We start from the raw sequence: 23,318 nt of genomic DNA on the forward strand, positions 1-23,318 counted from the left end.
GCAAAAGGAGGGGCGGGGCGCAGCTGCAACCAGCTGCGCCCCGGGAGGCGAATCGCTTACTTCCCGCCCCGCGCCTTCGCCAGCTCGCCCATCATTTCGCTGGTGGTTTCCTCACCAAACTCCTTGCCGTACTTGGCCAGCACGGGCTGCAGCTTGGTGCGCAGCTTGGCCTGCTCGGCAGCAGGCAGCTCGGTGATCTGCATGCCGGCCTTCTTCAGTTCGCCCAGGGCGGTTTCGCTGAAGGCGCGGATGGTCTTGCGCTCGAACACCGTGGCCTCGCGCGCGGCCTCCTGCACGATCTTCTTCTCGTCGGCCGAGAGGCCGTCCCAGGTCTTCTTGGAGATGAGCAGCACCCACGCGCTGTACATGTGGCGCGACAGCACCAGATGCTTTTGCACCTCATAGAACTTGCTGGCCAGGATGGTGGCAGGCGGGTTCTCCTGGCCGTCGACGGCCTTTTGTTCCATGGCCGTGTACAGCTCGGTGAACGGCATGGGCGTGGCGTTGGTGCCCAGCGCGTTGAAGGTGTCCAGGAACAGGGGGCTCTGGATCACGCGCAGCTTCAGGCCCGCCAGATCGTCGGCCGTGTTGATAGGTCGGCGCGAGTTGGTCACATGGCGGAAGCCGTTTTCCCAGAAGCCCAAGCCGATCAGGCCCTTGTCCGGCAGCATGGCCAGCAGCTTTTGGCCGAAGGGGCCGTCTAGCAATGCGTCGGCTTCGGCCTCGGTGTTGAAGGTGAGCGGCAGGTTCAGCACGCCAAAGGGCTTGATCAGCGACATCAGCGTGGACGAATCGGGAATCGTCATCTCCAGCGTGCCTCCGCGCAGGGCCGAGGTCATGCTGACATCGTTGCCCAGCGCACCGCTGGCGAACAGCTTGGCGTTCATCTTGCCGCCGCTCTTGGCCTGCAGGCGCTCGGCAAAGTGGCGCACGGCCTGGGCCTGCGGGTGGTCGTCGCTCAGGCCAATGCCGACCTTGAAGGTGTGTTCCTTGACTTGGGCCGCGACGGGGGCGGCAAAGGCGGCCAGCAGCGTGGCAGCAAGCGCCAAGGATTTAGCGAGGGTCTTGAATTGCATGGTGTCTTGTCTCCGTTGGAATGGCTGACCCCGTTGGCGAGGCCTTCGGCGTATGCAGCTTTTTGGGGCAAGCCGTCATGGACGCAAGGCGAAGGTTAGGTTTCGCGTCCTGCCGGGTCCACTGAATGTTTTGCGACAATCCATTCCAAACGCTTATGAGTCCAGACGAATTTCCGGGTAAACCCTTGTCTTTGGCGCAGGCCTGTGCGCGGCTGCGCTTTCGGCATTTGCAGTTTCTCGACATCCTGGGCCGCACGCGCAACCTGCGGCTCACGGCCGAGCAGATGCATGTCACGCAGCCTGCGGCCACCAAGATCCTGATGGACATCGAGGAGATCCTGGAGGCGCGTTTGTTCGACCGCCTTTCGCGCGGCATGCGGCCCAACGAGCTGGGGCTTTTTACGCTGCGCTACGCCAGCGCGGCGCTCGATGGGCAGCGCAAGTTTGTGGACGAGTTCAATGCGCTCAAGCAGGGCGGCCACGGCCATGTGACGGTGGGCGCCATCACCGGGTCAGCCGCGCATGTGCTGGTGGCGTCGGTGGTGGAGATCCAGCGCCTGCGGCCCCTGCTGGTCATCAAGATCCTGGAGCAGAGCAGCGACCAGCTCATCGCCTGGCTGGCCGAGCGCAAGATCGACCTGATGATCGGCCGCTTCACCACCGAGGACCAGCGCAGCCAGTTCCACTACGAGCACCTGTCCGCCGAGCCGCTGCATGTGGTGGGTGGGCAGCACCACCCGCTGCGCGGCGCCACCGACCTGTCGCTCACCGAGCTGGCGCACTGGCCGTGGATTCTGTACCCCGCCTCCACGGCCGTGCGCAAGGTGTCGGACGATCTGTTCGGTGGCGCGGGGCTGGCACTCACGGCGGGGGTGGTGGAGACGCCGTCCTTCCTGTTTGCGCTGGAGCTGATGAACACCACCCACATGATGTCGCTGCAGCCCGCCGCGCTGATCCAGAAATATGTGGACCGGGGCCTGCTCTCGCGCATCCCCGTCGAGCTGCCCGACCGCATGCCCAGCTACGGTCTCATCACCCGGCTGGGCGAGCCGCCCACTCCTTCGGCGCAGGCCTTTATCGATGTGCTGCGCGAGGCGGCGGGCGTGGCGCCGGACCCTTCGGCAGAGTGACAAGGTCCGCGCTATGCACGGCCTTTTTCGATAACCAACGGTTATTGAAGATCTGGGCCACCAGGCCCTGCCGTTATGCTCTGCGCCCTTTCCCGCAACCCAGGCCTTTTTCTCCATGACCGACGCACCCGACACGCCCGACACCATCCAGGAACCCCGCTGCTGGAGCGATGGTCGCTGGACGGCGCAGGTCATCAAGAACGAAGACGACGATGGCTGGGCCGTGTCCATGACGCTGAAGGGGGAGTCCGAGCCCGCGCTGGTGGGCCCCTGGACCATGGGCCGCGACAAGAAGAACCCCAAGCCGCTCGATGTGTCGGCCTTCCATACCCTGGTCAAGACCGCGAGCGAGGTGGTGCGCCGCCATGAGCAGCAACTGCACGCGCAGCTGAACAAGAGCGTGCACATCACCACCGCCGACGGCCAGCGCCTGCGCGTGGCGCTGGCCATCGTGCCCGACGAGGAAGGCGCCACGGCCACGCTGAGCGCCGAGGATGCACTGGGCCAGGAAATCGCCCGCGTGCCTGCGCCGCCCACCTTCCGCCTGACGGCCGCCAGCGCCACCGCCTGGGCGGACGGGGGCTTTGCGCGGCCCCGTTGACCTCGGCGCCCAGCGCTTTTGCACGCCCCCGACAAGGTGGCGAAGAGTTTCTTGCAGCCCTGCGCGCTGCCAGGTGCTGCGCGCAGGGCGGCGTTTGGGTAGATTGGAGGGCATGGCCCAGTGGCCCGTCGGAGTCCTGCCGTGCGTTCCTCATTTCAACCCTTGCTGCCATTGCCTTCCCCGTCCGAGGGCTTGTTCCCGCCACCACCGCGAGCAGGCTGTGCTGGAGCCGCCCTGCTGGTCTGCTGCGCGCTGTTGCCCCTGCCGGCCCTGGCGCAGCAGGGGGCTGGCGCGCCGCAGCCCTCCGCCCGGGCCCAGGAGCTTGCGGTCTCCGCTACCCCCGAGCCGCGCCGCATCTTCATCGACGGCGCACGCGCGGCCAGCGACGTCGGGCTGGCCTCAGTGGGTGTGCAATGGCCCTGGGCCTGGCGCCGTGATTTTTTGGGCGGCGAACTGACGGGGCACTGGGATATCCACATCGCGCACTGGCGCGTGCCGCCCGGCACCGCCGTGCCGGGCGGGCGCCGCCGCTGGACGCAGCTGGCGGTGGTGCCGACACTGCGTTGGCGATTCGACGGCGGGCGGTCCGCCTGGTTCATGGAAGGCGGCATCGGCCTGTCGGCGCTGGACGGGCACTACGCCACCCGGCACAAGGCCTTCAGCACCCGTTTCAACTTTGCCGACCACCAGGGCGTGGGCTTCAACTTTGGCGCCCGCCGCCAGCACGAACTGATGCTGATCGTGCGCCACATTTCCAACGGCGGCATCCGCAAGCCCAACCCGGGCGAAGACTTTGTGCAGGTGCGCTACAGCCGGTCTTTTGAATGATCCGGCTTCCATCAACTTGAACCGTTCGCTGAGCGCCGTTCAAGCGCCGCGCCTGGCTTGGGCAGGCTCAGCCAGAACGGGTGAACGGGATCGGCGAAGGGGGCCAATCGCCTTGGCGACGGCGCGAATGTCACCAAGCTCCTAGAATCCCCCTGCCGGCCCTGGATCCACTCCAGGGCCGGCAGCGTTCTCAGGGCGGGGCGGAATTCCCCACCGGCGGTATTTGAGGGCTGAAAAGCCAACAAGAGCCCGCGAGCGCCTGTGGTGCCGTTCTTTGGAACAGGCCCGCAGGGTCAGCAGATCTGGTGCGAAACCAGAGCCGACGGTCACAGTCCGGATGAAAGAGATCGCGAAACTAGGGATGTCCTGCATAACCCTCGCGAGTCGGTGGTAGTGCGGATCGGGATGGGCCGCAAGGCGACTTTTTGCAGCCAATAGCGCGGCTATTGGCATGAAAAGCAACGCAGCGGACCGCCCGAGACCGCGCCATCACGGACCGCAGGGAGTTATGCAGGACATCCCTAGAGCACCCGCTATGGGTGGCTGGGCCCTTGGCGTTTGCCTGCGTGTTTTTTGCCCGCTCGCAAGCGCCGTGAGGCCTGCGCCGCCCTGTGCGGGCGCCGTATTCGCGCGCGCCCTGATTCTGGTCTGACCTGTTTTGAGGAACCCATGAATCAGTCTTCTTCACATTCCGTTTCCCCCCTGGCCCCCGTCGCCGCACACCGTGGCGCCCGTGTGGCCATCATCAGTGCCAGCTGGCACCAGGACATCGTGCACCAGGCGCGTGACGCGGCCCTGGCCGAGTTCGACCGCCACGGCCTGCCACCCGCGCAGGTGGCGCTGTTCGATGTGCCCGGTGCGTTTGAGATCCCGCTTTTGGCCCGCAAGCTCGCGCGCAGCGGGCGCTACGATGCCATCGTGGCCTGCGCGCTGGTAGTCAACGGCGGCATCTACCGCCACGAGTTCGTCACCACCGCTGTCATCGACGGCCTGATGCGCGTGCAGCTCGACACCGAGGTGCCCGTGATGTCGGCTGTGCTCACCCCGCGCGACTTTCACGACCACGAGGACCATGTGCGCTTCTTCCGCGAACATTTCGTGAAGAAGGGCACCGAGGTGGCCCAGGCCTGCCTGCAGACCATGGCCTACCTGCGCAAGCTGGCCTCGCCCACGTTGGCCTCCGTGCAGCAGGCTTCGCCGGTGCTGGCAGAAGCCTGAGAAGGTGCCAGTTGCTACTTTTTATGTAGCTACTGGTGCATGATTTACTGGCGCTTCAGGCCGATTGGGCTTGAAATGCCCGCGCTACGTCAGCCCGCAGCCAACCGGGGCTGGTGGTGGCCCGGTGCGGGCATGCTGGCCTGCCTGGGGGTGTTGGCGTCGGTGTCTGCCAGCCGGAACACCGCCACTGCCTGCACCAGCTGCTGCGCCTGCACCTTGAGGCTGTCGGCGGCGGCGGCGCTCTGTTCGACCAGCGCCGCGTTCTGCTGCGTGGCCTGGTCCATTTCGGTGATGGCGTCCCCCACCTGGGCCACGCCTGCACTTTGCTCACTGCTCGCGGCGCTGATCTCGCCCACGATATCCGTCACACGGCGGATGGCGCTGACCACCTCGCTCATCGTGGCTCCCGCCTTGTCTACCAGCGTGGTGCCCAGCTCTACGCGCTCCACGCTGGCGTGGATCAGGGTCTTGATCTCCTTGGCGGCGTCTGCGCTGCGCTGGGCCAGGTTGCGCACCTCACTGGCAACCACCGCAAAGCCCCGGCCCTGCTCGCCCGCGCGGGCTGCTTCCACGGCGGCGTTCAGCGCGAGGATGTTGGTCTGGAAGGCGATACCGTCGATCACGCTGATGATGTCGGCAATCTTCTTGCTGCTGTCGTTGATGCCCTTCATGGTCGTCACCACCTCGGCCACCACATCACCGCCCTGCACGGCCACGGTGCTGGCGTTCACGGCCAGCTGGTTGGCGGTGCGCGCGTTTTCGGCATTGGCCTGCACGGTGGAACTCAACTCCTCCATCGATGCCGAGGTCTCTTCCAGCGCGCTGGCCTGCTGCTCGGTGCGGGCTGACAGGTCGTTGTTGCCCTGTGCGATTTCGGTGCTGGCGGCGGCCACGCTATCGGCGTTGTTGCGCACATTGCTCACCACGTGCGACAGGCTGATCTGCATGTCGTGCAGGGCATTCAGCAGCAGGGCGATTTCGTCCTTGCCCTGCACTTGCCGTGCCACGGTGAGGTCGCCGCTGGCCACGGCCTGCGACACGCGCACCGCGTTGTCCAGCGGGTTCACTACGGTGCGGCTGAAGACAATGGCGCCCGCAATGCCCAGGGCGCACACCACGAGCATCACCACCAGGCTGATAGTGGTGGCGCGCTGCGCTGCTTTGGCGGCGCGCTCGGCCACTTCGCTGCTGGCCTTGGCGATCAGGCCACCGGCCTGGTCCAGCAGCTGCGAGGGCTCACGGTCCATGCCCGCCACGGCCTTGTCGCCCGCCTGCGGGTCGTGGTCGGCGGCCTTGAAGGCCTCAAACCCCTTGCGGTAGGCCGCGCCCATGCGCTCGTGGGCCTGGGAAAACTGCAACACGCGTTCACGGCCTTCGCCGGGGGGCAGGGCGACCACGAGCTTTTGCGCCTCGTCCTTGATGGCCTTTTCCTGCTTTTCAAACGCGGCCCAGTAGCGCGTGAGCTGGGCTGGGTCCTTGCCGCGCAGCAGTACGTTCTTCCACTCCTGCACCTGCACCTTGAAGTTGTTGAGCATGTCCGCCGCCATGCGCTCGTGCTCGAAGCTCTGGGCCACGGTGGTTTGGTAGGTGTCGAGCGCCTGGTTCAGGCGGCTGATGCCAAACAGCGCCGCCGCAAACAGCAAAAGCAGCGACACGGTAAAGGCCAGGGGGAGCTTGAGGCTGAGCTTCATGGGGAACTCCTGTGGGGTCCACTATTCGCCGCTGGGGCGGGGCAAAGTGCATGCGGCCCAGCCGGACTTCCCCGTACGTTGCGGCGGTTGTCCCACTGCGCCTCTCGTCTCGGTCAACCGGCGCGTGCTGTGCGCCGTGCCGGAGAGATTCCCGCTGCCATTATGGAGAGATGTGTAAATTTTTGTACATGTCTTTTTTACCAAGGTGCGAACACATGTAGGCGCCGAGAGCACCAAGATTTGTTATCAAATTGATAGCTGATAGCGTTTGGTGGATAAGCGCTAGAACCTGATTTGGTTCAGATGGTGCAGACAAAAAAGCCTTGCCGGTCAGGGCAAGGCTGTTCAATGGCGGGGGCGTTGCGCAGCTCGGTGCAGCGTGGGTCTGGCTACAAAACCCCGTTGGCCCGCAGCGCCGCAATGCGCGCCGAGTCCAGCCCCATCTCGCGCAGCACTTCGTCGGTGTGCTGGCCCAGTGCCGGTGGCGCGTTGCGCAGCACGGGTGGCGTGGCCGACAGGCGCAGCGGGCTGGCCACGCCGGTGATCTGCAACACGTTGTCGGTGGCGGCCTCGCCGTCCTTCCAGCGCGGCAGCGTCACGGCCAGGCCACGGGCCTGCACCTGTGCGTCGTCAAACGCCTGGGCAATGGTGTTGATGGGGCCGCAAGGCACGGCCTTGTCTTCCAGCAGCGTGATCCATTCGGCTGTGGTGCGCGTGCGGGTCACGGCCTCCATGGCGGGGATCAGCGCGGTGCGGTTTTGCACGCGCAGGGTGTTGGTCGCAAAGCGCGGGTCGCTGGCCCACTGGGGCTGCTCGGCGGCGGCGCAAAAGCGCTGGAACTGCCCGTCGTTGCCAATGGCCAGCAGCATGTTGCCGTCGGCGGTGGGGAAGTCCTGGTAGGGCGCGAGGCTCGGGTGGCTGTTGCCCATGCGTCCGGGCGCCTTGCCCGTGGCGAGGAATCCCGAGGCCTGGTTGGCCAGCACGGCCATGCCCACGTCGAGCAGGGCCATGTCGATGTGCTGGCCCTGGCCGGTGCCATTGGTGGCGTTGTCGCGCACATGCAGCGCGGCCAGGATGGCGTTGCTGGCGTACAGGCCGGTGAACAGGTCGATCACGGCCACGCCCACGCGCATGGGGCCGCCGCCGGGTTCGGTGTCGGCCTGGCCCGTGATGCTCATCAGGCCCGTCATGGCCTGCACCATCAGGTCGTAGCCTGCGCGCTCGGCATAGGGCCCGTCTTGGCCGAAGCCGGTGACGGAGCAGTAGATGAGGCGCGGGTTGAGTGCGCGCAGGCTGTCATGGTCCAGGCCGTATTGCTTGAGGCCGCCGACCTTGAAGTTCTCCACCACGATGTCCGCCTCTTGTGCCATCTGCCGGATGAGCGCCTGGCCCTCGGGCGAGGCCATGTCGATGGTCACCGAGCGCTTGTTGCGGTTGCAGGCGGTGTAGTAGCTGGCCTGGTTGGTGTCGTTGCCCTCGGCGTCTTTCAAGAAGGGCGGGCCCCACTGGCGCGTGTCGTCGCCCACGCCGGGGCGCTCCACCTTCACCACGTCAGCGCCCAGGTCGGCCAGCACCTGGGTGCACCAGGGCCCGGCCAGCACGCGGGAGAGGTCGAGCACCTTGATGCCTGCGAGGGCGCCTGGGGAGGAGGGGGATGTGGTCATGAAGGTACTATAAGTTTGATAGCTGGTAGCGCTTATCCATCAAGCGCTAGAGGCCTAAAACGCTTGAAACATGTGTAGAGGAGCCCCGTTTTAACTCCCTCTCCCCTCGCGGGAGAGGGTGGGGGAGAGGGGGCGAACAGGCACAGCGCACGCCACTACCCCCTCTCCCCCGGCCCCTCTCCCGCGAGGGGAGAGGGGAGTTCTCACCACCGCATTGGATGGAGGGGAGGCCGGGCCTCAGTTGGCAAACGCCGCAATGCCCGTCTGCGCACGGCCCAGAATCAACGCATGCACATCGTGCGTGCCTTCATACGTGTTCACCACTTCCAGGTTCACCAGGTGGCGGGCCACGCCAAACTCGTCGCTGATGCCGTTGCCGCCCATCATGTCGCGCGCCAGGCGGGCAATGTCCAGCGCCTTGCCGCAGCTGTTGCGCTTGATGATGGAGGTGCCTTCCACGCTGGCCGTGCCCGCGTCCTTCATGCGGCCGAACTGCAGGCAAGCCTGCAGGCCGATGGCGATTTCGGTCTGCATGTCGGCCAGCTTCTTCTGGATGAGCTGGTTGGCGGCCAGGGGGCGGCCAAACTGCTTGCGGTCCAGCGTGTACTGGCGGGCGGTGTGCCAGCAGAACTCGGCCGCACCCAGGGCGCCCCAGGCGATGCCGTAGCGCGCGCTGTTCAGGCAGGTGAAGGGGCCCTTCAGGCCCTGCACTTCAGGGAAGGCGTTTTCTTCGGGCACGAACACGTCGTCCATCACGATCTCGCCGGTGATGGAGGCGCGCAGGCCCACCTTGCCGTGGATGGCAGGGGCCGTCAGGCCCTTCATGCCCTTTTCGAGCACAAAGCCGCGGATGGGGCCCACGGCGCCGCCTTCGGAGACTTCCTTGGCCCAGACCACGAACACGTCGGCCACGGGGCTGTTGGTGATCCACATCTTGCTGCCCTTGAGCTTGTAGCCGCCATCGACCTTGTAGGCGCGCGTGGCCATGCTGCCGGGGTCGGAGCCGTGGTCGGGCTCGGTCAGGCCAAAGCAGCCAATCCACTCGCCGGTGGCGAGCTTGGGCAGGTACTTCTGCTTTTGTGCTTCGGTGCCGAATTCATGAATGGGCACCATCACCAGCGACGACTGCACGCTGGCCATCGAGCGGTAGCCCGAATCCACACGCTCCACTTCGCGGGCGATCAGGCCATAGGCCACGTAGCTCAGGCCGGGGCCGCCGTACTGCTCGGGGATGGTGGGGCCGAGCAGGCCCACTTCGCCCATCTCGCGGAAGATGCTCACGTCCATCTTTTCGTGGCGGAAGGCGTCCAGCACGCGGGGTGCCAGCTTGTCCTGGCAATACGCTGCGGCGGCGTCGCGGATGGCGCGCTCGTCGTCGGTCAGTTGCTGGCTCAGGAGGAAAGGGTCATCCCATTGAAAAGCGGCGTGGGCCATGTGTGTCTCCGGTCGGAAAGAAGGTGAAAGAAACGGGTCTGAAGCGCATCGTAGGCCCTGGTGTTCCAGCCCGCAAGCGAGTTCTTTTCATCCAGATATGCGTTATTGGAATGTATGGAATACTCGCGTCCATAGGTTGCAAGTGAGATAACCTCGTTAAAAGTTCCTCTTCATCATGCGTCGCAACATCCCATCGACCCAGGCCCTGGCCTGTTTTGAAGTCGCCGCCCGACACGAGAGCTACACCCGCGCCGCGCAGGAGCTGTCGCTCACCCAAAGCGCGGTGTCGCGCCAGATCCAGGCGCTGGAAGAATTTTTGGGCGTGGCGCTGTTTCGCCGCACGCGCCACGGCGTGGTGCTGACGCCTGCGGGCGCCCACTACGGCCGCCAGGTGGCGCGCTGGCTGCAGGGCCTGGAGCGCGATACGCTGGATGTGATGGCCCACCAGGGCGAGGGTGGCACTCTGTCGCTGGCCGCAGTGCCCACCTTTGCCACGCGCTGGCTCATCCCACGCCTGCCGCTGCTGGCGCAGGAGCATCCGGACATCGTGGTGCACATCGACACGCAAACGCGGCCTTTTCTGTTTGCCGACACCACCTTCGATGCCGCCTTGTATGCAGGCACACCCGAGCAGGTTGCCAACTGGCCCGGCGTGCAGGCCCTGCTGCTGATGCACGAAGACGTGGTGCCCGTGTGTTGCCCCCGCCTGCTCGAATCCGCCGCGCCCCGGGGCCGCGGCCGCGCCCACCAGCCGATCGCTGCCGAGGCGCTGGCCGAGCTGCCGCTGCTGCAGCAAAGCACACGCCCCTATGGCTGGCGCCAGTGGTTTGATGCGATGGGTGTGGATGCCCCGCATGCGCTGGATGGCCCGCGCTACGAGCTGTTCTCCATGCTGGCCGTGGCCGCCACGCATGGCATGGGCGTGGCGCTGATGCCGCCTTTGTTGATCGAGGCCGAACTGGCCAGCGGCGAGCTGGTGGTGGCCTGCAACCGACCGCTGCGTGGCGAGCGTGCCTACTACCTCATCAGCCCCGCGCAAGCCCAGCCGCCGGTGTTGGGGGCGTTTGCACGGTGGCTGCAGGGTATGGCAGCGGCGGCAGGCGGAGTGCCGCCGGTCGCCGGGGCAGACGGCAAGGGATGACGCGCTTGCATCCGCCCAGGGGCTGAACTAATCTGGTGGCGCTGGAGTCTGTCTGCACATACCGATCCGGGAGTGACCCCATGACCACCTACCATGCCCCGCATTTCGACCCCACCGTGGACGAGATCGAGACCCTCAAACAACTCGAAATGGGCCAAGTCATTACGTTGCCCCATGCGCTCAAGGACCACGTGTCTGGCCGCCTGCTCGAATGGGGCTTCATCACCAAAGGCTCCGGCGGCGAACTGGCCATTACGCCCAGCGGTCGGCAACTGATTCGCCGACAGGACAACTAGTGTGGTGTTGCACGCTATCCGGCACTTAAAACCGCGTCTTTTCGACCAGGGCTGCGCTGCAAATCCGCGCGATACCTACGGGTATCGCTGTGGTTTGCGCCTTGCCCTGGCCAAAAAATCCATCGGTTTTCAATGTGCCGTCAAGCATGCAACACCACACTAGCCCCACGGCGCCGCAGAGCGCCACCGATGGCAAGGTCCTGCCGCACTGCTCCACAGTGTCGGGGCTTTCGCCAATCCTCGCGCAGTTGGCGGGGTATTGCAGCCCGCAAATTTCTCCGTGCAGCATTGGTCCTATCCTGCTTCCTTGCTTTCCTTTCTCTTTCTACACGAGGAGCTTCTGTGCGCGCACCGTCCCTGATTCGCAAAGCACTGTGTGTTGCCACCCTGGCGGCATGTGGGCTGCTGTTGCAAGGCTGCAGCACTGTCAAGCTGGCCTACAACCAGGTGCCGCACCTGGCCTACTGGCAGCTGAACAGCTACCTCGGCCTGTCAGAAACCCAGACCGAGCGCGTGCGCGATGAACTGGGCGACCTGCACCAGTGGCACCGTGACACCATGCTGCCCCGGCATGCCGAGCTGCTGCAAAAGGTACAGCAACAACTGCCATCCGCCATATCGCCCGGCCAGGCCTGCCGCACCTACGACGCAGTGCGCACCCAGATCGACAAGGTCATCGCCCAGGCCGAACCCAAACTGGCCTGGCTGGCCGCCCAGCTCACCGACACCCAGATCCGCAACCTGCAAAAGAAGCAGGCCGACAGCAACGCCGACTGGAAGAAGGAATGGGTAGATATCACGCCCGACAAGCTGCGAGAGCAGCGCTTCAAGCAGCTCTTGTCCCGCGCCGAAGGCTTCTACGGCGCCTTGGACGAACCGCAAAAATCCGCACTGCGCACCTTCATCGCCCAGTCGTCCTTTGACCCACAGCGCACCTATGCCGAACGCCTGCGCCGCCAGAAAGACCTGGTGCAGGTGCTGCAGAAAATCGCCGAAGACCGCACCAACACCGACCAGGCCCGGAGCCTGCTGCGCGGTTACCTCGCACGTTTTCAAACATCGCCCGACGCGGCCTACCAGCGTTATGCGCAGGCGCTGGTGGAAGAGGGCTGCGAAGGCTTCTCTAATGTGCACAACGCGATGACGGCTGCGCAGCGGTTGAAGGCAGTGCAGTCGGTAAAGGGGTATGAGCAGGACTTTCTGGTGCTGGCGGCGCAGTGAGTGTTGGAAGGTAGAAATACGAACAAGAGATGAACAAAAGGCCGCGTTGCCCCTGAAGCCGCTCAGGGTCGCCTGTGACGCCCGACCATGTCCCGCATGTGGCATCGAGGCCGCCTGCGCCAATTGCTGTCATGCTCAGCCCCCATTCCCTCAGGTACTTACTTGTATGCGTTTCAGCGGCTATTGCACTTTGGTCATCGCGATAACCGTGGCAGGTTTCGCTATCGCTCAGCCTGCGAATCCGGTGGACAACCACACGTCGTGCACTGCAGAAAAGGCGGACGTCGAAAAACGCATGGAAGTCGCGCGATCCAAGGGGCAGATGCTGCTACGTAGGCAACTGGCTGACCAACTGGCGGCGCTGCACTCGAGCTGTCAGCCGCTCGCGGTTGATCAGGGCCACACGGCGAATATTGAAAGGCTGGAAAAGGAAGTCCGAGCGCTCAGGGCAGAGCTTGAAGCTGCCGAGGAGCAGTTGCGCAAGCTGAAAAGCGAAGCAATTCGCTAGACGGTGAATGGACTGCAGGAGCCGCGCCAGGGGCCGCAGACTCGGCGTCACGCTGCGGGTTGAGAGATTTCCATGCCAGATGGCAGCCGTAAAAATGAACCCGGGGTGTGGGGCTAGTTGGGCTCTGTGTGCCGGTGACTGTAGCCTCGCAGACCACCCCAAAGTAACGCGCTGAAAATGGCACTTTAGAAGATGGAAGCCCCTGTGAATCAACCTGTTGCCCATGCCGAGCTGATCGCCACTTTCAAAAGGGCGCAGGCTGACGCCGCCCACAAGCACGGCCTCATCAAGGCTGTCGGCGCCAAGGGCCCAAAAGCCATTCAGGCGGCTGTTGATACGGCAGCCAAAGCAGCGAAGCGCAGGGATTCGTATGCGGAAAAGCTCGCTGCGCTGGGGGTGGTTCTCAAGGATTGAGCGGGGTACGGCGATGGCATCTGCCAGGACAAGACGATCGGTATCGCAGAGGTACCGGCTGCGGATGGGGCCACGCAGCACCGTCGAGCAGGCCAAACAAAAAAGACCCCGAGGCTGACGCCTGGAGGTCTTTGTTTGTCATTTGCGGAACGTCACGGCGAACAAACGCGGAACATGCTGCAAATAACATAGCTAAAAAGCTATGGTGCCGGGGCCGCACCCAAACTCTGCCCCGGAACCCGCATGAATGCTGGGTGTGGTTTGACTTTTCGCGGAATGTACCCCCAAATGTACCCCCAGACTGCGAAGGATACCCCCCACCATGAAGCTGACAGACGCCAAACTGCGCAACCTGACCGAGCCCGGCAAATACTTTGACGGCGGCGGGCTGTTCCTGGATTTGACCAAGGCGGGCGGCCGGTACTGGCGTTTGAAGTACCGCTACGGCGGCAAGGAAAAGCTGCTGGCGCTGGGCGTGTATCCGGCCGTGGGGTTGAAAGATGCACGCGACCAAGCCACAGACGCCCGCACGGTCCTGGCCAGCGGCGGCGACCCTGGCGAGCTGCGCAAGGCCACCAAGGCGCAGGCCGCCCATGAAGCCATCAACACCTTTGAGGCGGTGGCCCGCGACTGGCACCAGCACCAGGCCAGCCGGTGGGAGCCCGACACGGCCGGGCGCATCCTGGCATCGCTGGCGGCCGACATATTCCCCACGCTGGGCGCCCGGCCCATGGCCGGCATCAAGCCGGGCGAAGTGCGCGAAGCCATCGTGAAGATCGAGAAGCGGGGTGCAGCCGACCAGGCGGGCCGCGTGCTGCAGCGTGTGAAGGCTGTGTACCGCTGGGCGGTGATCCATGAGCGCATCGCCACGAACCCCATGCTTGATCTGGTGCTGTCCGAGATCCTCAAGCCCCGAGAGGTGCAGCACCGCGCCGCCATGGCAGACAAGGAACTGCCCGAGTTCCTGAAGAAGCTGGACGCCTACGAAGGCGACCCCCACACCGTGCACGCGCTGCGCATGGTGATCCTCACGGCCACGCGCCCGGGTGAGGTGCGCGGCGCACGGTGGGCAGAGTTCGACCTGGATGCGGCGCTGTGGGTGATCCCGCCCGAGCGCATGAAGATGCGGGCAGAGCACCGCGTGCCCCTGTCGCGCCAGGCTGTGGAGGTGCTGCGCCGCATGCAGGCCCTGAGCGGCTGGCGCGAGCTGGCGTTCCCGAGCCCCGTTTACCCCAGCAAGCCTCTGAGCGAGAACACCTTCAATTCGGCCCTGGCCCGCATGGGCTACAAGAACACCGCCACGGCCCACGGGTTCCGGGCGCTGTTCTCTACGGTGGCCAATGAGTGCGGCTGGAACCCCGATGTGATCGAACGCCAGCTCGCCCACAAGGAGCAAAACGAAATCCGGGCGGCCTACCACCGCAGCACCTACATGAAGGACCGCGAGCGCCTCATGCAGTGGTGGGCGGACTACCTGGACGGCCGCAAGGCGGGCAACGTGGTGAAGATGCCCACCAGGGCCGCATGACTGAAAACCTGGAACCGAATCGAGTGTGAAAAGCAGGAACCACAAAGGGCCGCAGGGCCCTTTTTTCATGGGCGCATGGGGCTACTTTGCATTTCCTTCGGCACCATGAACGCCAAAAGTGCCGGGGACACGGGGACAAATGGCCCGAATCCAGCAGCCATGCGGGTTTGCAGGGAATGGCTACCGGGGACAAACCGGGGACGGGCCGGGGACAAAGCGGGGACAAAGGAGATATTTATTGAATAGTGAAATTCATTCACACATTCATACCCATTGAACCCCGCCCCAGCCCTTCAAAGGGTCCCCGCTCTGCCACCTGCTGATGGGGCGGCACTGCCACCGCAGCGCAGCGGTGCAGGATGCCCGTCGCCTAGATGTGTTGCACGTGCATGCACATCGGTGGAAATGAGCGCGAGAGGGCCCTCCCCTGGCGCCACCCCCGCAGTGGTTGGCATGCCGTCGTCGGCCTGTGGATAACTATTCCCGGTAGAGTGCATAAAAATGAGGCAACTGCACACCACCCGCAACCCCGCATGAATGCTGGGTTTCCCGATAATGTGCTGAAGTTGTCCACAATGCGCACCATATACGACGAGCGTTATGTTAAATAGTGTGCGTGTTTGCATATGTTTTAGCACACTAACGGGAGTGATGCGACAATGCTGCACATGCCAAACCCAGAAACCCCCATGACGATTGAAGAACTGGACGCGGCCCTGCAGTCGCTGGGCTGGAAGGTGAGCGAGTTTTGCCGAGCCACTGGCTTGCACCGCAACACGCCCAGCCGCTGGCGCAATGAGGGTGTGGAGATACCTGCATGGGTGCCCAAGCACCTTGGCCTGCTGTTGGAACTGCAACGGTTGCACGCCGCGTATTTGGTGCCACCGAGCACCAAAGGCGACGATTGAGGAGCCACTCATGGCAGATCCAAAGTGGTATTTGGCCATCGGCGAAAGCGAAGAATTTGGCCAACACGACAAGCAAGAACCTTGGCGGTGGGCGTTGACAACCGAGCAGATCGCCGTGTTGCAATACCAGTGCGCTGACGATGACCGCAAGGGTCTTGCCGACCGGGCAGCGTGGCGCAAGGCACTGGACGATTCGATAGCGGATGGCAGTCTTCGAGGCTTTGAAAGTGGCGGTAAATTTTGCGGGTCTCGGGCATCTACGCCCGAGGAGGCCGCCCTCATTCGTCCCATGCTCTCGCACTTGGGACTGCCGCCTGGGTCTGAGTGGAGCACTTCAGCCCAAGCGCAGACGTACTACACGGTTGCGGCCCGCGACCTTGCGCGATGGATGCAGATGCAGGATGAGGAGCCTGCGGACTACGTTCTGTTGTGGTTCAAGAAAGCGGGTGTGGCTTGGCCTCTTGGGATCGCTTCTGTTGCGAGTGAATCACCAGCCCCTGCCACGCTTGGTGCGCATGACGTGAAGGACGCGGCAACTCTGGTGGCCTACCGCCTGCAGTTCGCGGGTGGACTGCCTCAGCAGCAGCCCGCATGGCTTGACTCACACGTTGCGATTCTGCGGGAGGCTGTGAAGGCATACGGGCGAGGTGGACAAGCGGAATTCGCTCGGCGCATGGGGTGCACTGCGGCACGCATTGGACAGTTGCTGAACGCAAAGAGCCGAGCCTCCCAGGCTGCACCGTGGCCTGCTATCGGCAGGGGCAAAGCGGCATAGGGCCCAGCCGCTGGCGCAATGAGGGCGTGGAGATCCCCGCGTGGGTGCACAAGCACCTTGGTCTGCTGCTGGAGTTGCAGCGCTTGCACGCCGAGTATTGGTGCCACCCAGCACCAAGGGCGACGACTGAGCGCAAGCCGTTACTACGCGGATGGGCGTTTGCCCGCCTTCTTGCGTGCATAGGCTGCCCGGGCGACGGCTCGTGAATGCTCGCGGTTAGCGGCCCGCCGTGCGTTGCATTGGGCTCGGTGCAGCTCGGGGGCTTGGGCGTAGGCTTCGCGGCGCCGTGCGTTTTTTTTGTCCCTTTGCTTGGCGTAGCTTCGGCGGTCTATTTCCCGATACAAATCCGGTTTTGCCGCTCTGCGTAGACGTTTCTTCTGAGCCTCCACCTGCCGCTTTTCATCGGACCACTCGCTGCGTGCAATCCTCATCCGGGCAGATCTGAACTGTTTCAGCTCCGCACAGGCTATTGCTCGCTCTGATCCAAATTCGCGATGAAACCAAGGGGTGTGACCCACGAGATCGTCGTAGCTTCTGCTGATCTGCCCCTCGTGATACACCGTCATGGCGGGCGCCTGCTGCACCCGCTTGCGTAGTCCAGTCGCGGTTTCTTCCATCTGGCTGCGCCAGCCCTTGATATGTCGCGTTTCGCCGGTAGTCATGCATGCCTCCGCCGTGCATAATGTATGCAACCCCTGACCGGGGCCGGTGCGTAAGAACACCTTTTCGCAAAGCGGCGCAACCTCCCCGATAGTGAGGTTTTGTCACGTCTGTATTCAGGCGCATGGCTGGTTTGCCATGTGCTAAGTTTCGGGCGGGATGGGGCTACCCGCAAGGGCGTCCGCACGTCTTTGCGCGTGTTCTTAACATCCCGTCCACCTCATGCGCGTAAGAACGTATGTGGTGGTTTCAAGTCTCGCAAAGGAGCAAGAAGCCATGACATCCGTCATCCCCGTGGCCGGCCGTCGCGCTGTGCCCAGCGGCCCCCAAGGCGCCCGCCTTGGAGCCCCCATTGACCCCATCCAACTACATGCCGAAGCGCACAACGCGCTGGCCATGGCGTTGCACTACCTGCGCCAGCCCGGGGCTTTGAATGTGCCCGGGGCCACGCGCAAAGCCGTGCAAGCCTTGGCAGCGCTGCGCCGCCTTGATGCACAGGTGCAAGGGGGTGTGGCATGAGCGCACCCACTGCAACCACTGTGCAACACGCTTTCTATTCCACGGGGCCATCGACGGGGAATTTGTTCGATGTGCGTGCGGGCGTTCCAGTTGTCATTTCGTTGGAGCAGGCATCGTGCTTTCTTGGGGCCGTGTTTCAAACGCTGCAAGACTCGGCAGAGGAGCCCAATGCAGACGTTATCTACGGTGCCGCCTATCTCACTGAGATGGCTAAGGCTGTGATTGATTCTGTTGTCTCTCGCCTTGCACGCGAGCAAGGGGGTGCGGTATGAGTGCCCTTCACATTGCACCACTGAGAAAACGGCGGGCATTGCCCCACCCTAAGGTGGGCGAAGCACTGCCCGTGTACGGCGTTGCTGATGCATCGAATAGTTTCCTGCGCGGGCTTCGGGCACGCGAGAGAGCAACCATCGAGCGGGCACTGGAAATCCTGGGATCGTGGATGACTGAGGATCGCAGCGTTTTCGATAGTTCAGACGCGGTGAAAAACTACTTGAGTCTGCATATCGGCTGTGAGCCATGCGAGCACTTTGCAGTGCTGTTCCTCGACTCGCAGCACCGTGCCATTGCTTTTGAACGCATGTTCGTTGGGACTCTGACGCAAACCAGCGTTTACCCACGCGAGGTGGTGCTGGCAGCACTGCGGCACAACGCTGCCGCCGTAGTCCTGGCGCACAACCACCCCAGCGGTAGCGTGCAACCCAGCCGGGCAGATGAGCACCTTACGCAGACGTTGAAAACAGCACTTGCCATGGTTGATGTGCGCGTGCTGGACCATGTGATTGTGGGTGGCGGCAACGCGCTGAGCATGGCAGAGCGGGGCTTGATTTAAGGCCTACCAGCAGGCGGGCATCAGTTGATCCCCGCCTGCTGCGAATGCCGCGCCGGTTCCCCCTTCGGTCAAACCCGTTCGCCTTGTGTTTACCTTGCGATTGCCTTGCGAAACAGGCGCTCGCTTGCCCGTCCTTGGTTCTGTACAGCCTTGCATGGAAATTTCAAGGCGACAGCAAGGCACTCCACCTGGAAATATTCCGCACATACCCACTTGATCCACGGTGGATGCGAGGGGACTCATATGGAGGTATCGCGGCAATGCAAGTAGTTCACCAGTCTCGACCAGTCGTTCCTCGTGATCGACTGTTGCGCATCGGCGAAGTGGAATCAGTCACCTCGTGCAAGAAGTCAACCATCTACCAAATGATGCGTGAAGGCCGATTTCCCAAATCGTTGCGCTTGTCTTCCCGCTTCGTGGTGTGGCCAGAAACGGCTGTTTTGCAGTGGGTGCAAGACCGCATTGCAGATTCGCAAGGGGCTCAGAAATGAGTGCGCACGGACTCGAACCCGGCGGCATGGAAAAGGCCATTTCCGCAGCTCGTGACAGCGCCCAGCAGTGCCTGCAAGCCGCTGCGGCTGCCATGGCGTCAAAGGTGTCTGCCGATGGCGCAATCTGTTCTGGCCTGCTGCGCAAGCCCGGTTGCAAGCCTGTATCCGTGCTGGTGCTGTGGCCCTGCTGGGTGTTGGAGTTGGAACCAGGCACCGGCACCATCATTGCAGAGACCCACATTGCAGAGCTGCAGGCGAAGCGACCCGACACGGCGGCGTTCCTGCAGCGCATGGCAGAGGGCGGCCCTGCAAAGTCGATGTTTTTGCACCCAGCCCAATCGAGGCGCCAGCGTGCCACGGTGGATGCCCAGTGTGTGGTGCGTGTGCACGACACGAAGACAGGCGAGCTGCGGGCCGAATCTGAACCCGGCCAGCCCGGCGTGTTGCGTGCGGGCTTTGAGCCCCTGACGCCTGCCGACCTGGCGCCGCGTCTGACTTGAGGTGCGGCATGGTAGCCCCAGCAAAGCCCCAAGAAGACACCCGGCCCGAACAGGCCGTGCGCGTTGCCGACTTCCTTGAAAAACACCCCGCCAGCACGCAAAAGGAAATCGATGCGGTGTGCGACACCGGTTGCATTTCCAAAGTGCTTTCGGACATGGAGCGCACCGACCTTTACGGCATGGGCTACGGCCTTGCACGTGACTGGCGGCAGATCCCGTGTGCAGGCGGCACCCACGTTCGCAAGGTGCGCACCTACACCCTGCTGCATCGGCCGCGTGAGCAACCGGACCTGTTCAACACCGAGTGAGCTGCTGTCTGCCTGTGCATGCCTGTGCGGTGTTTGCCACTACCGCCCGATGAACAGCCGCACGCCGCACCACAGCACGTATCCAGCCAACCCAACAGCGGCCAGCGCGGCCAGTGCCATCCCCACACGCACGGAAACGCCAGCCCCCACCAAAAAGGCAATGCAGAAGGTGAACGCGATCAAGCGGGCCATCTGCGCATTTTATGAATTGAGAGGTTCCCATGAGCGGAATGAAAGAAATCGGCATCGTCATCAAGGCCAGTACCGAGGGTGAAAAGTCCATAACAGACCTTGCCCAAGACCTGGAGAACGTGGCGAAGGTTGCTGAAGGCGACCTTCAGCAGGCGGCGCGTGCTGCCGCTGCACAGTTGCGCCAGCTTGGCGAACAGGACGCGGCCATATCGACGTTTCTGCGGCTGCAGCAAGGAGTGGCAGCCAGCACCAAGGCGATGAACTCTGCGGCCAGCGAGGCCGCAAACTACGCCCGGCAGATCGCACAGGCAGGCCCGGCAACCGCCCAAGAGGCTGCAGCACTGCAGCGGCTGGAAACCGCTGCTGAAGGTGCACGCGTTGAGTTGAGCCGACAGACTGATGAACTCGCCGCAGCGCAGGCAGCGTTGCAGCGGTTTGGCATTGCCGGAAAAAATGCGGTGGCCGCCCAGCAGCGTATTCGGGAAGAAGTGGCCCTTGTGCGCACTGCGGTGGATGGCATTGCCCCTGCGTACCAACGCGCTGCAACCGGTGCCGAAGCGGCCGGCACGAGCATGGTGCGCACCCATCGCCAGATCGGGGATGGCGTGGAGTCCATCAGCCAGCAGCTGGGGCGCCTGCAAGGGTTCGTGGCTGGGTTGGCGGGCCTGCAGGGCTTGAAGTCCATGGCGACCGATTTGGCGCAGACAGCCGACCAGGTGAACAACCTGCAGGCCCGGTTGAAGCTGGTGACGGGCGAGGGCAAGGCGTTTAGCGACGCATGGGCGGGTGTGCAGGACGTGGCATTGCGTACCAACAGTGCGCTGGAGGAAACGGCCACGCTGTTCTCGCGGCTGGCTCAGGCAGGCAAGGATGCGGGCCAGTCCAGCGCCGATGCCACGACCAATGCCCTGGCACTGACTGAGACCATCAACCAGGCAATCCAACTGAGCGGCGCCAGTGCGCAGGCTTCAAGCGCTGCCATTACCCAACTGGTGCAGGGCCTGCAGGGCGGCGTGCTGCGGGGCGATGAATTCAATTCGATCATGGAGCAAAGCCCGCGCCTTGCGCGTGCCCTGGCGGACGGCCTGAGTGTGACCACGGGTGAACTGCGCAAGATGGCCGAGGCTGGATTGCTGACCAGCGAAACCGTGATTGGGGCCCTCAAAGGGCAGAGCGATGCGGTGGCCGCAGAGTTCAGCAAGCTGCCGCCCACTGTGGGGCGAGCGCTGCAGAACCTGAGCACGCAGTGGCAGTTGTATGTGGCCGATACCGACAAAGCCACGGGTGCCAGCACGGCCGCTGCCGGTGCCATCAACGCTCTGGCGGGCAACCTCAAGACGATTGCCGACCTGCTGATTGACGCAGGGCAGGCGGCTGCAGCCTTTGCAGCACTGCGGTTGGCGCAGCACTTCCTGGGCATCGGCGCTGCAGCCCAGCAGGCTGCGGTGGCGATGGCGGCCCACAACGCGCAAATGGCTGCGACGGGCGCGGCCGCCAATGTTGCGGCCGCTGGCGTGGGGCGCATGGCCACCATTTTTGCGTCCCTGCGGACCTTCACCCTGATCGGGTTGCTGGTCAACATCAAGGACATTGGCACATGGCTTGGCGAGGCTGCGGCCAAGCTGGCGGGCTACAAGGACCGCACCGAGGAACTGGCACGCGCTGAAAAGCTGGCATCCGACATAGCGAAGGAAGCGGCAGCAGATCGCGCCCGCCTTGCTGCGGCGACGCAGGCCGCCATCGACAAACAGTTTGAGTTGTCCAAAGCATCCCGTTCGGCTGTCGCTGAGTTCGACCAATTGACCAAGAACGGCACCGCTGCGGCGGAGGCGATCAAGAAAATAACCGAGGGGTTCGACCTGTCGAAACTGCAGGGCGTGAAGGACTTTGCCGCGACACTGGACAAGCTGGCAGCTGATGGGAAGGTGTCGGCATCGGAGTTTCAGGCGGCATGGGCACAGGCGCTCAGCGGCAAGGATCTTGCGCAGTTCGAGGTGATGGCGCGGGCCGCGTTTTCCGGGGCTGCGCGTGAGGGTGAACGCGTGGCCCAAGTAATGGATGCCATCCTGCATGAGGCCGTGAAGCGCACGGGACTGGATTTTGAAGAACTGCAGGGGAAGATCGGCGCGGCCTCGCGCAGCGCCATCAATGACCTGGATGCCCTGATTGTTGGTGTGGAACGGCTCAAGGCGCAGGGCCTGGATGCGGGCCGGGTGCTGACGGCCAGCTTTGTCAATGCCATCAACACCGCCGACAGTGAAAAGGCGCTGGAGACGATCCGTGCAAAGGTCGAAGAGGTACGCAGTGTCTTGGGCGACAAGATTGCAGACGGCCTGCTGGACCAAGCCAAGGAGAAAGCCGAGGCGCTGGCTGATGCGCTCGACAAAGCTACACCGGGCATCAACAGCGTGCGCGAGGCCATGGCGCAACTGGGCATCACCTCGGACGAATCGCTGCGCAAGACCGCCGCCACTGCCAAAGAGGCCTACGACACCTTGACCTCCAGCGGCCTGGCCAGTGCCCGCGAACTGAGCGAGGGATTCAGGAAGGCGGCCGAAGCCGCCATTGCTGCAAACAACGGCGTTGCGCCTTCGTGGGTGGCCGCTGCTGCGGCTATGCGGGGCTTTGAAGTTGAGGTGGACCGTGCGGGCAAAAGCACCCTGCGCCTGCGGGATGCCACCAACAGCGCCGCCGATGCACACGGCCGCGCAGCCCGTGCAACCCGCGACCAGACCACTGAACTTGAACGCTTGAACGCCCAGAAAGAACGGGAGATTGCCGCTCAGGAAAAAGCCAACCAGCTCAAGGAGCGTGAGATTGAGCTGTACCTCAAGAAATGGAACATGGACAACCAGCACCGCAGCCTGGATGCCGATGGCAAGGTGCGTGAAGAAGACGGCATGCCCACCAAGAAAGGCATCTTTGACCGTGCGAAAAAAGGTGGCATGACCGATGAGGAAGCGCTCGCCTTTGCGGACGCCTTCGACACCAACAGCCTTAGGGATCGGGGCTCGCGGGGCACGCCGTTCATCAACCTGCAAAAGCTGGATGAGGCGATCAACGAAGCGGTGATGGAGGCCATTCGCAGAAGGATCAATGGCACTTCAACGGATGCCGACAAGGGGGGCACGAGCTCCGGCCAGGGGGGCGGCGCGACACCTGGCCGCGCCTCTGGTAGCTCTGCGGGGGTTGGGTCCTCTGGTTACTCTTCCTCTGGGGTAGGGGCTCTAGGCCAGTCGTCTTCTGGCGTGCAAATCACGATGAATGTTCACGGCATACAAGACCCCGTGAAGCTGGCCCGATTGATGGAGCCAGAACTTAAGAAGTTGGCGCGTCTTGCTCGTTGACCTCACGCATCTTTCATTGAGCCCCTACAGCGCCTT

Annotated in this window: 24 protein-coding genes, 1 pseudogene and 1 riboswitch; of the genes and pseudogenes, 19 read left to right on the forward strand and 6 right to left on the reverse strand. The window is 63.7% G+C overall.

Annotation, left to right across the window (positions count from 1 at the left end):
* Positions 1-56: 56 nt before the first annotated feature.
* Positions 57-1,076, reverse strand: a complete 1,020-nt coding sequence (locus ACSQ22_RS12980; RefSeq protein ID WP_436130543.1) for a TRAP transporter substrate-binding protein — start codon at positions 1,074-1,076, stop codon at positions 57-59.
* Between the two features lie 155 nt (positions 1,077-1,231).
* Between ACSQ22_RS12980 and ACSQ22_RS12985 the strand changes: the two genes are divergently transcribed.
* The 4 genes from ACSQ22_RS12985 (at position 1,232) to ACSQ22_RS13000 (ending at position 4,853) form a co-directional block, all read left to right on the forward strand.
* The gene (locus ACSQ22_RS12985; RefSeq protein ID WP_436130544.1) at positions 1,232-2,206 is read left to right on the forward strand and encodes a LysR family transcriptional regulator; all 975 of its coding nucleotides are present in this window, start codon (positions 1,232-1,234) and stop codon (positions 2,204-2,206) included.
* A 115-nt stretch (positions 2,207-2,321) separates the two neighbouring features.
* Complete coding sequence (locus ACSQ22_RS12990; RefSeq protein WP_218298501.1) at positions 2,322-2,807, forward strand: hypothetical protein; 486 nt, start codon at positions 2,322-2,324, stop codon at positions 2,805-2,807.
* Between the two features lie 141 nt (positions 2,808-2,948).
* Positions 2,949-3,635, forward strand: coding sequence for an acyloxyacyl hydrolase (locus ACSQ22_RS12995; RefSeq protein ID WP_436130545.1), 687 nt, complete (start codon positions 2,949-2,951; stop codon positions 3,633-3,635).
* Between the two features lie 182 nt (positions 3,636-3,817).
* Positions 3,818-3,988: riboswitch (FMN riboswitch) on the forward strand.
* 316 nt (positions 3,989-4,304) lie between these two features.
* On the forward strand, positions 4,305-4,853 hold the full coding sequence (locus ACSQ22_RS13000) for a 6,7-dimethyl-8-ribityllumazine synthase (protein ID WP_436130546.1): 549 nt from the start codon (positions 4,305-4,307) through the stop codon (positions 4,851-4,853).
* An 89-nt stretch (positions 4,854-4,942) separates the two neighbouring features.
* Here the strand turns inward: ACSQ22_RS13000 and ACSQ22_RS13005 are convergent, their stop codons facing one another.
* The 3 genes from ACSQ22_RS13005 to ACSQ22_RS13015 all read right to left on the reverse strand — a co-directional run bounded on the left by ACSQ22_RS13005 (position 4,943) and on the right by ACSQ22_RS13015 (position 9,642).
* On the reverse strand, positions 4,943-6,544 hold the full coding sequence (locus ACSQ22_RS13005) for a methyl-accepting chemotaxis protein (RefSeq protein WP_436130547.1): 1,602 nt from the start codon (positions 6,542-6,544) through the stop codon (positions 4,943-4,945).
* 389 nt (positions 6,545-6,933) lie between these two features.
* Positions 6,934-8,208 (reverse strand): CaiB/BaiF CoA transferase family protein, encoded by a 1,275-nt coding sequence (locus tag ACSQ22_RS13010; protein WP_436130548.1) that lies wholly within the window; start codon positions 8,206-8,208, stop codon positions 6,934-6,936.
* Between the two features lie 237 nt (positions 8,209-8,445).
* Entirely contained in the window at positions 8,446-9,642 is a 1,197-nt protein-coding gene (locus ACSQ22_RS13015) for an acyl-CoA dehydrogenase (protein ID WP_121507204.1), read from the reverse strand.
* A gap of 175 nt (positions 9,643-9,817) precedes the next feature.
* Between ACSQ22_RS13015 and ACSQ22_RS13020 the strand changes: the two genes are divergently transcribed.
* The 8 genes from ACSQ22_RS13020 to ACSQ22_RS13055 all read left to right on the forward strand — a co-directional run bounded on the left by ACSQ22_RS13020 (position 9,818) and on the right by ACSQ22_RS13055 (position 16,433).
* A complete protein-coding gene (locus tag ACSQ22_RS13020; RefSeq protein ID WP_121419301.1) occupies positions 9,818-10,783 on the forward strand; it encodes a LysR family transcriptional regulator in 966 nt (321 codons plus the stop codon).
* A gap of 80 nt (positions 10,784-10,863) precedes the next feature.
* Positions 10,864-11,079: a hypothetical protein gene (locus tag ACSQ22_RS13025; protein ID WP_055401611.1), complete on the forward strand. Its 216-nt coding sequence runs from the start codon at positions 10,864-10,866 to the stop codon at positions 11,077-11,079.
* A 342-nt stretch (positions 11,080-11,421) separates the two neighbouring features.
* Positions 11,422-12,300 (forward strand): DUF6279 family lipoprotein, encoded by an 879-nt coding sequence (locus tag ACSQ22_RS13030; protein WP_436130549.1) that lies wholly within the window; start codon positions 11,422-11,424, stop codon positions 12,298-12,300.
* A gap of 166 nt (positions 12,301-12,466) precedes the next feature.
* A complete protein-coding gene (locus tag ACSQ22_RS13035) occupies positions 12,467-12,808 on the forward strand; it encodes a DUF1090 family protein (RefSeq protein WP_436130550.1) in 342 nt (113 codons plus the stop codon).
* Positions 12,809-13,012: 204 nt separating this feature from the next.
* Positions 13,013-13,222, forward strand: coding sequence for a hypothetical protein (locus ACSQ22_RS13040; protein WP_436130551.1), 210 nt, complete (start codon positions 13,013-13,015; stop codon positions 13,220-13,222).
* A gap of 322 nt (positions 13,223-13,544) precedes the next feature.
* The gene (locus ACSQ22_RS13045) at positions 13,545-14,750 is read left to right on the forward strand and encodes a tyrosine-type recombinase/integrase (protein ID WP_436130552.1); all 1,206 of its coding nucleotides are present in this window, start codon (positions 13,545-13,547) and stop codon (positions 14,748-14,750) included.
* 689 nt (positions 14,751-15,439) lie between these two features.
* Entirely contained in the window at positions 15,440-15,658 is a 219-nt protein-coding gene (locus ACSQ22_RS13050; RefSeq protein WP_436130553.1) for a hypothetical protein, read from the forward strand.
* 10 nt (positions 15,659-15,668) lie between these two features.
* Positions 15,669-16,433: a hypothetical protein gene (locus tag ACSQ22_RS13055; RefSeq protein WP_436130554.1), complete on the forward strand. Its 765-nt coding sequence runs from the start codon at positions 15,669-15,671 to the stop codon at positions 16,431-16,433.
* A gap of 143 nt (positions 16,434-16,576) precedes the next feature.
* Here the strand turns inward: ACSQ22_RS13055 and ACSQ22_RS13060 are convergent, their stop codons facing one another.
* Entirely contained in the window at positions 16,577-17,095 is a 519-nt protein-coding gene (locus ACSQ22_RS13060; RefSeq protein ID WP_436130555.1) for a hypothetical protein, read from the reverse strand.
* A gap of 274 nt (positions 17,096-17,369) precedes the next feature.
* On the opposite strand from ACSQ22_RS13060, the gene ACSQ22_RS13065 reads away from it, so the two are divergent.
* The 6 genes and pseudogenes from ACSQ22_RS13065 (at position 17,370) to ACSQ22_RS13090 (ending at position 19,743) form a co-directional block, all read left to right on the forward strand.
* Entirely contained in the window at positions 17,370-17,612 is a 243-nt protein-coding gene (locus tag ACSQ22_RS13065) for a hypothetical protein (protein ID WP_436130556.1), read from the forward strand.
* The gene (locus tag ACSQ22_RS13070; RefSeq protein ID WP_436130557.1) at positions 17,609-17,884 is read left to right on the forward strand and encodes a DUF3077 domain-containing protein; all 276 of its coding nucleotides are present in this window, start codon (positions 17,609-17,611) and stop codon (positions 17,882-17,884) included. The genes ACSQ22_RS13065 and ACSQ22_RS13070 overlap by 4 nt, the downstream gene beginning before the upstream one ends.
* Before the next feature lie 182 nt (positions 17,885-18,066).
* Positions 18,067-18,444, forward strand: a pseudogene (gene radC / locus ACSQ22_RS13075) (RadC family protein); the annotation flags it as partial.
* Between the two features lie 260 nt (positions 18,445-18,704).
* On the forward strand, positions 18,705-18,935 hold the full coding sequence (locus tag ACSQ22_RS13080; RefSeq protein ID WP_436130558.1) for a helix-turn-helix transcriptional regulator: 231 nt from the start codon (positions 18,705-18,707) through the stop codon (positions 18,933-18,935).
* Entirely contained in the window at positions 18,932-19,435 is a 504-nt protein-coding gene (locus ACSQ22_RS13085) for a hypothetical protein (RefSeq protein ID WP_436130559.1), read from the forward strand. The genes ACSQ22_RS13080 and ACSQ22_RS13085 overlap by 4 nt, the downstream gene beginning before the upstream one ends.
* 8 nt (positions 19,436-19,443) lie before the next feature.
* On the forward strand, positions 19,444-19,743 hold the full coding sequence (locus ACSQ22_RS13090) for a hypothetical protein (RefSeq protein WP_436130560.1): 300 nt from the start codon (positions 19,444-19,446) through the stop codon (positions 19,741-19,743).
* A gap of 39 nt (positions 19,744-19,782) precedes the next feature.
* Here ACSQ22_RS13090 and ACSQ22_RS13095 read toward each other — a convergent pair whose 3' ends face one another.
* On the reverse strand, positions 19,783-19,935 hold the full coding sequence (locus tag ACSQ22_RS13095; RefSeq protein WP_436130561.1) for a hypothetical protein: 153 nt from the start codon (positions 19,933-19,935) through the stop codon (positions 19,783-19,785).
* 29 nt (positions 19,936-19,964) lie between these two features.
* Here ACSQ22_RS13095 and ACSQ22_RS13100 point away from each other — a divergent pair, with 29 nt between their 5' ends.
* Entirely contained in the window at positions 19,965-23,282 is a 3,318-nt protein-coding gene (locus tag ACSQ22_RS13100) for a tape measure protein (RefSeq protein ID WP_436130562.1), read from the forward strand.
* Positions 23,283-23,318: the final 36 nt, after the last annotated feature.

It is taken from the genome of Acidovorax sp. LjRoot38 (assembly GCF_964252975.1).
Taxonomy (GTDB): domain Bacteria; phylum Pseudomonadota; class Gammaproteobacteria; order Burkholderiales; family Burkholderiaceae_C; genus Acidovorax; species Acidovorax facilis.

Excerpts from the sequence above, each read along its gene's own strand:
- ACSQ22_RS12980 (WP_436130543.1), bottom strand. The coding sequence starts at position 1,076 with ATGCAATTCAAGACCCTCGCTAAATCCTTGGCGCTTGCTGCCACGCTG.
- ACSQ22_RS12985 (WP_436130544.1), top strand. The coding sequence starts at position 1,232 with ATGAGTCCAGACGAATTTCCGGGTAAACCCTTGTCTTTGGCGCAGGCC.
- ACSQ22_RS12990 (WP_218298501.1), top strand. The coding sequence starts at position 2,322 with ATGACCGACGCACCCGACACGCCCGACACCATCCAGGAACCCCGCTGC.
- ACSQ22_RS13000 (WP_436130546.1), top strand. The coding sequence starts at position 4,305 with ATGAATCAGTCTTCTTCACATTCCGTTTCCCCCCTGGCCCCCGTCGCC.
- ACSQ22_RS13005 (WP_436130547.1), bottom strand. The coding sequence starts at position 6,544 with ATGAAGCTCAGCCTCAAGCTCCCCCTGGCCTTTACCGTGTCGCTGCTT.
- ACSQ22_RS13010 (WP_436130548.1), bottom strand. The coding sequence starts at position 8,208 with ATGACCACATCCCCCTCCTCCCCAGGCGCCCTCGCAGGCATCAAGGTG.
- ACSQ22_RS13015 (WP_121507204.1), bottom strand. The coding sequence starts at position 9,642 with ATGGCCCACGCCGCTTTTCAATGGGATGACCCTTTCCTCCTGAGCCAG.
- ACSQ22_RS13020 (WP_121419301.1), top strand. The coding sequence starts at position 9,818 with ATGCGTCGCAACATCCCATCGACCCAGGCCCTGGCCTGTTTTGAAGTC.
- ACSQ22_RS13025 (WP_055401611.1), top strand. The coding sequence starts at position 10,864 with ATGACCACCTACCATGCCCCGCATTTCGACCCCACCGTGGACGAGATC.
- ACSQ22_RS13035 (WP_436130550.1), top strand. The coding sequence starts at position 12,467 with ATGCGTTTCAGCGGCTATTGCACTTTGGTCATCGCGATAACCGTGGCA.
- ACSQ22_RS13045 (WP_436130552.1), top strand. The coding sequence starts at position 13,545 with ATGAAGCTGACAGACGCCAAACTGCGCAACCTGACCGAGCCCGGCAAA.
- ACSQ22_RS13050 (WP_436130553.1), top strand. The coding sequence starts at position 15,440 with ATGACGATTGAAGAACTGGACGCGGCCCTGCAGTCGCTGGGCTGGAAG.
- ACSQ22_RS13055 (WP_436130554.1), top strand. The coding sequence starts at position 15,669 with ATGGCAGATCCAAAGTGGTATTTGGCCATCGGCGAAAGCGAAGAATTT.
- ACSQ22_RS13060 (WP_436130555.1), bottom strand. The coding sequence starts at position 17,095 with ATGACTACCGGCGAAACGCGACATATCAAGGGCTGGCGCAGCCAGATG.
- ACSQ22_RS13065 (WP_436130556.1), top strand. The coding sequence starts at position 17,370 with ATGACATCCGTCATCCCCGTGGCCGGCCGTCGCGCTGTGCCCAGCGGC.
- ACSQ22_RS13070 (WP_436130557.1), top strand. The coding sequence starts at position 17,609 with ATGAGCGCACCCACTGCAACCACTGTGCAACACGCTTTCTATTCCACG.
- ACSQ22_RS13080 (WP_436130558.1), top strand. The coding sequence starts at position 18,705 with ATGCAAGTAGTTCACCAGTCTCGACCAGTCGTTCCTCGTGATCGACTG.
- ACSQ22_RS13085 (WP_436130559.1), top strand. The coding sequence starts at position 18,932 with ATGAGTGCGCACGGACTCGAACCCGGCGGCATGGAAAAGGCCATTTCC.
- ACSQ22_RS13090 (WP_436130560.1), top strand. The coding sequence starts at position 19,444 with ATGGTAGCCCCAGCAAAGCCCCAAGAAGACACCCGGCCCGAACAGGCC.
- ACSQ22_RS13095 (WP_436130561.1), bottom strand. The coding sequence starts at position 19,935 with ATGGCCCGCTTGATCGCGTTCACCTTCTGCATTGCCTTTTTGGTGGGG.
- ACSQ22_RS13100 (WP_436130562.1), top strand. The coding sequence starts at position 19,965 with ATGAGCGGAATGAAAGAAATCGGCATCGTCATCAAGGCCAGTACCGAG.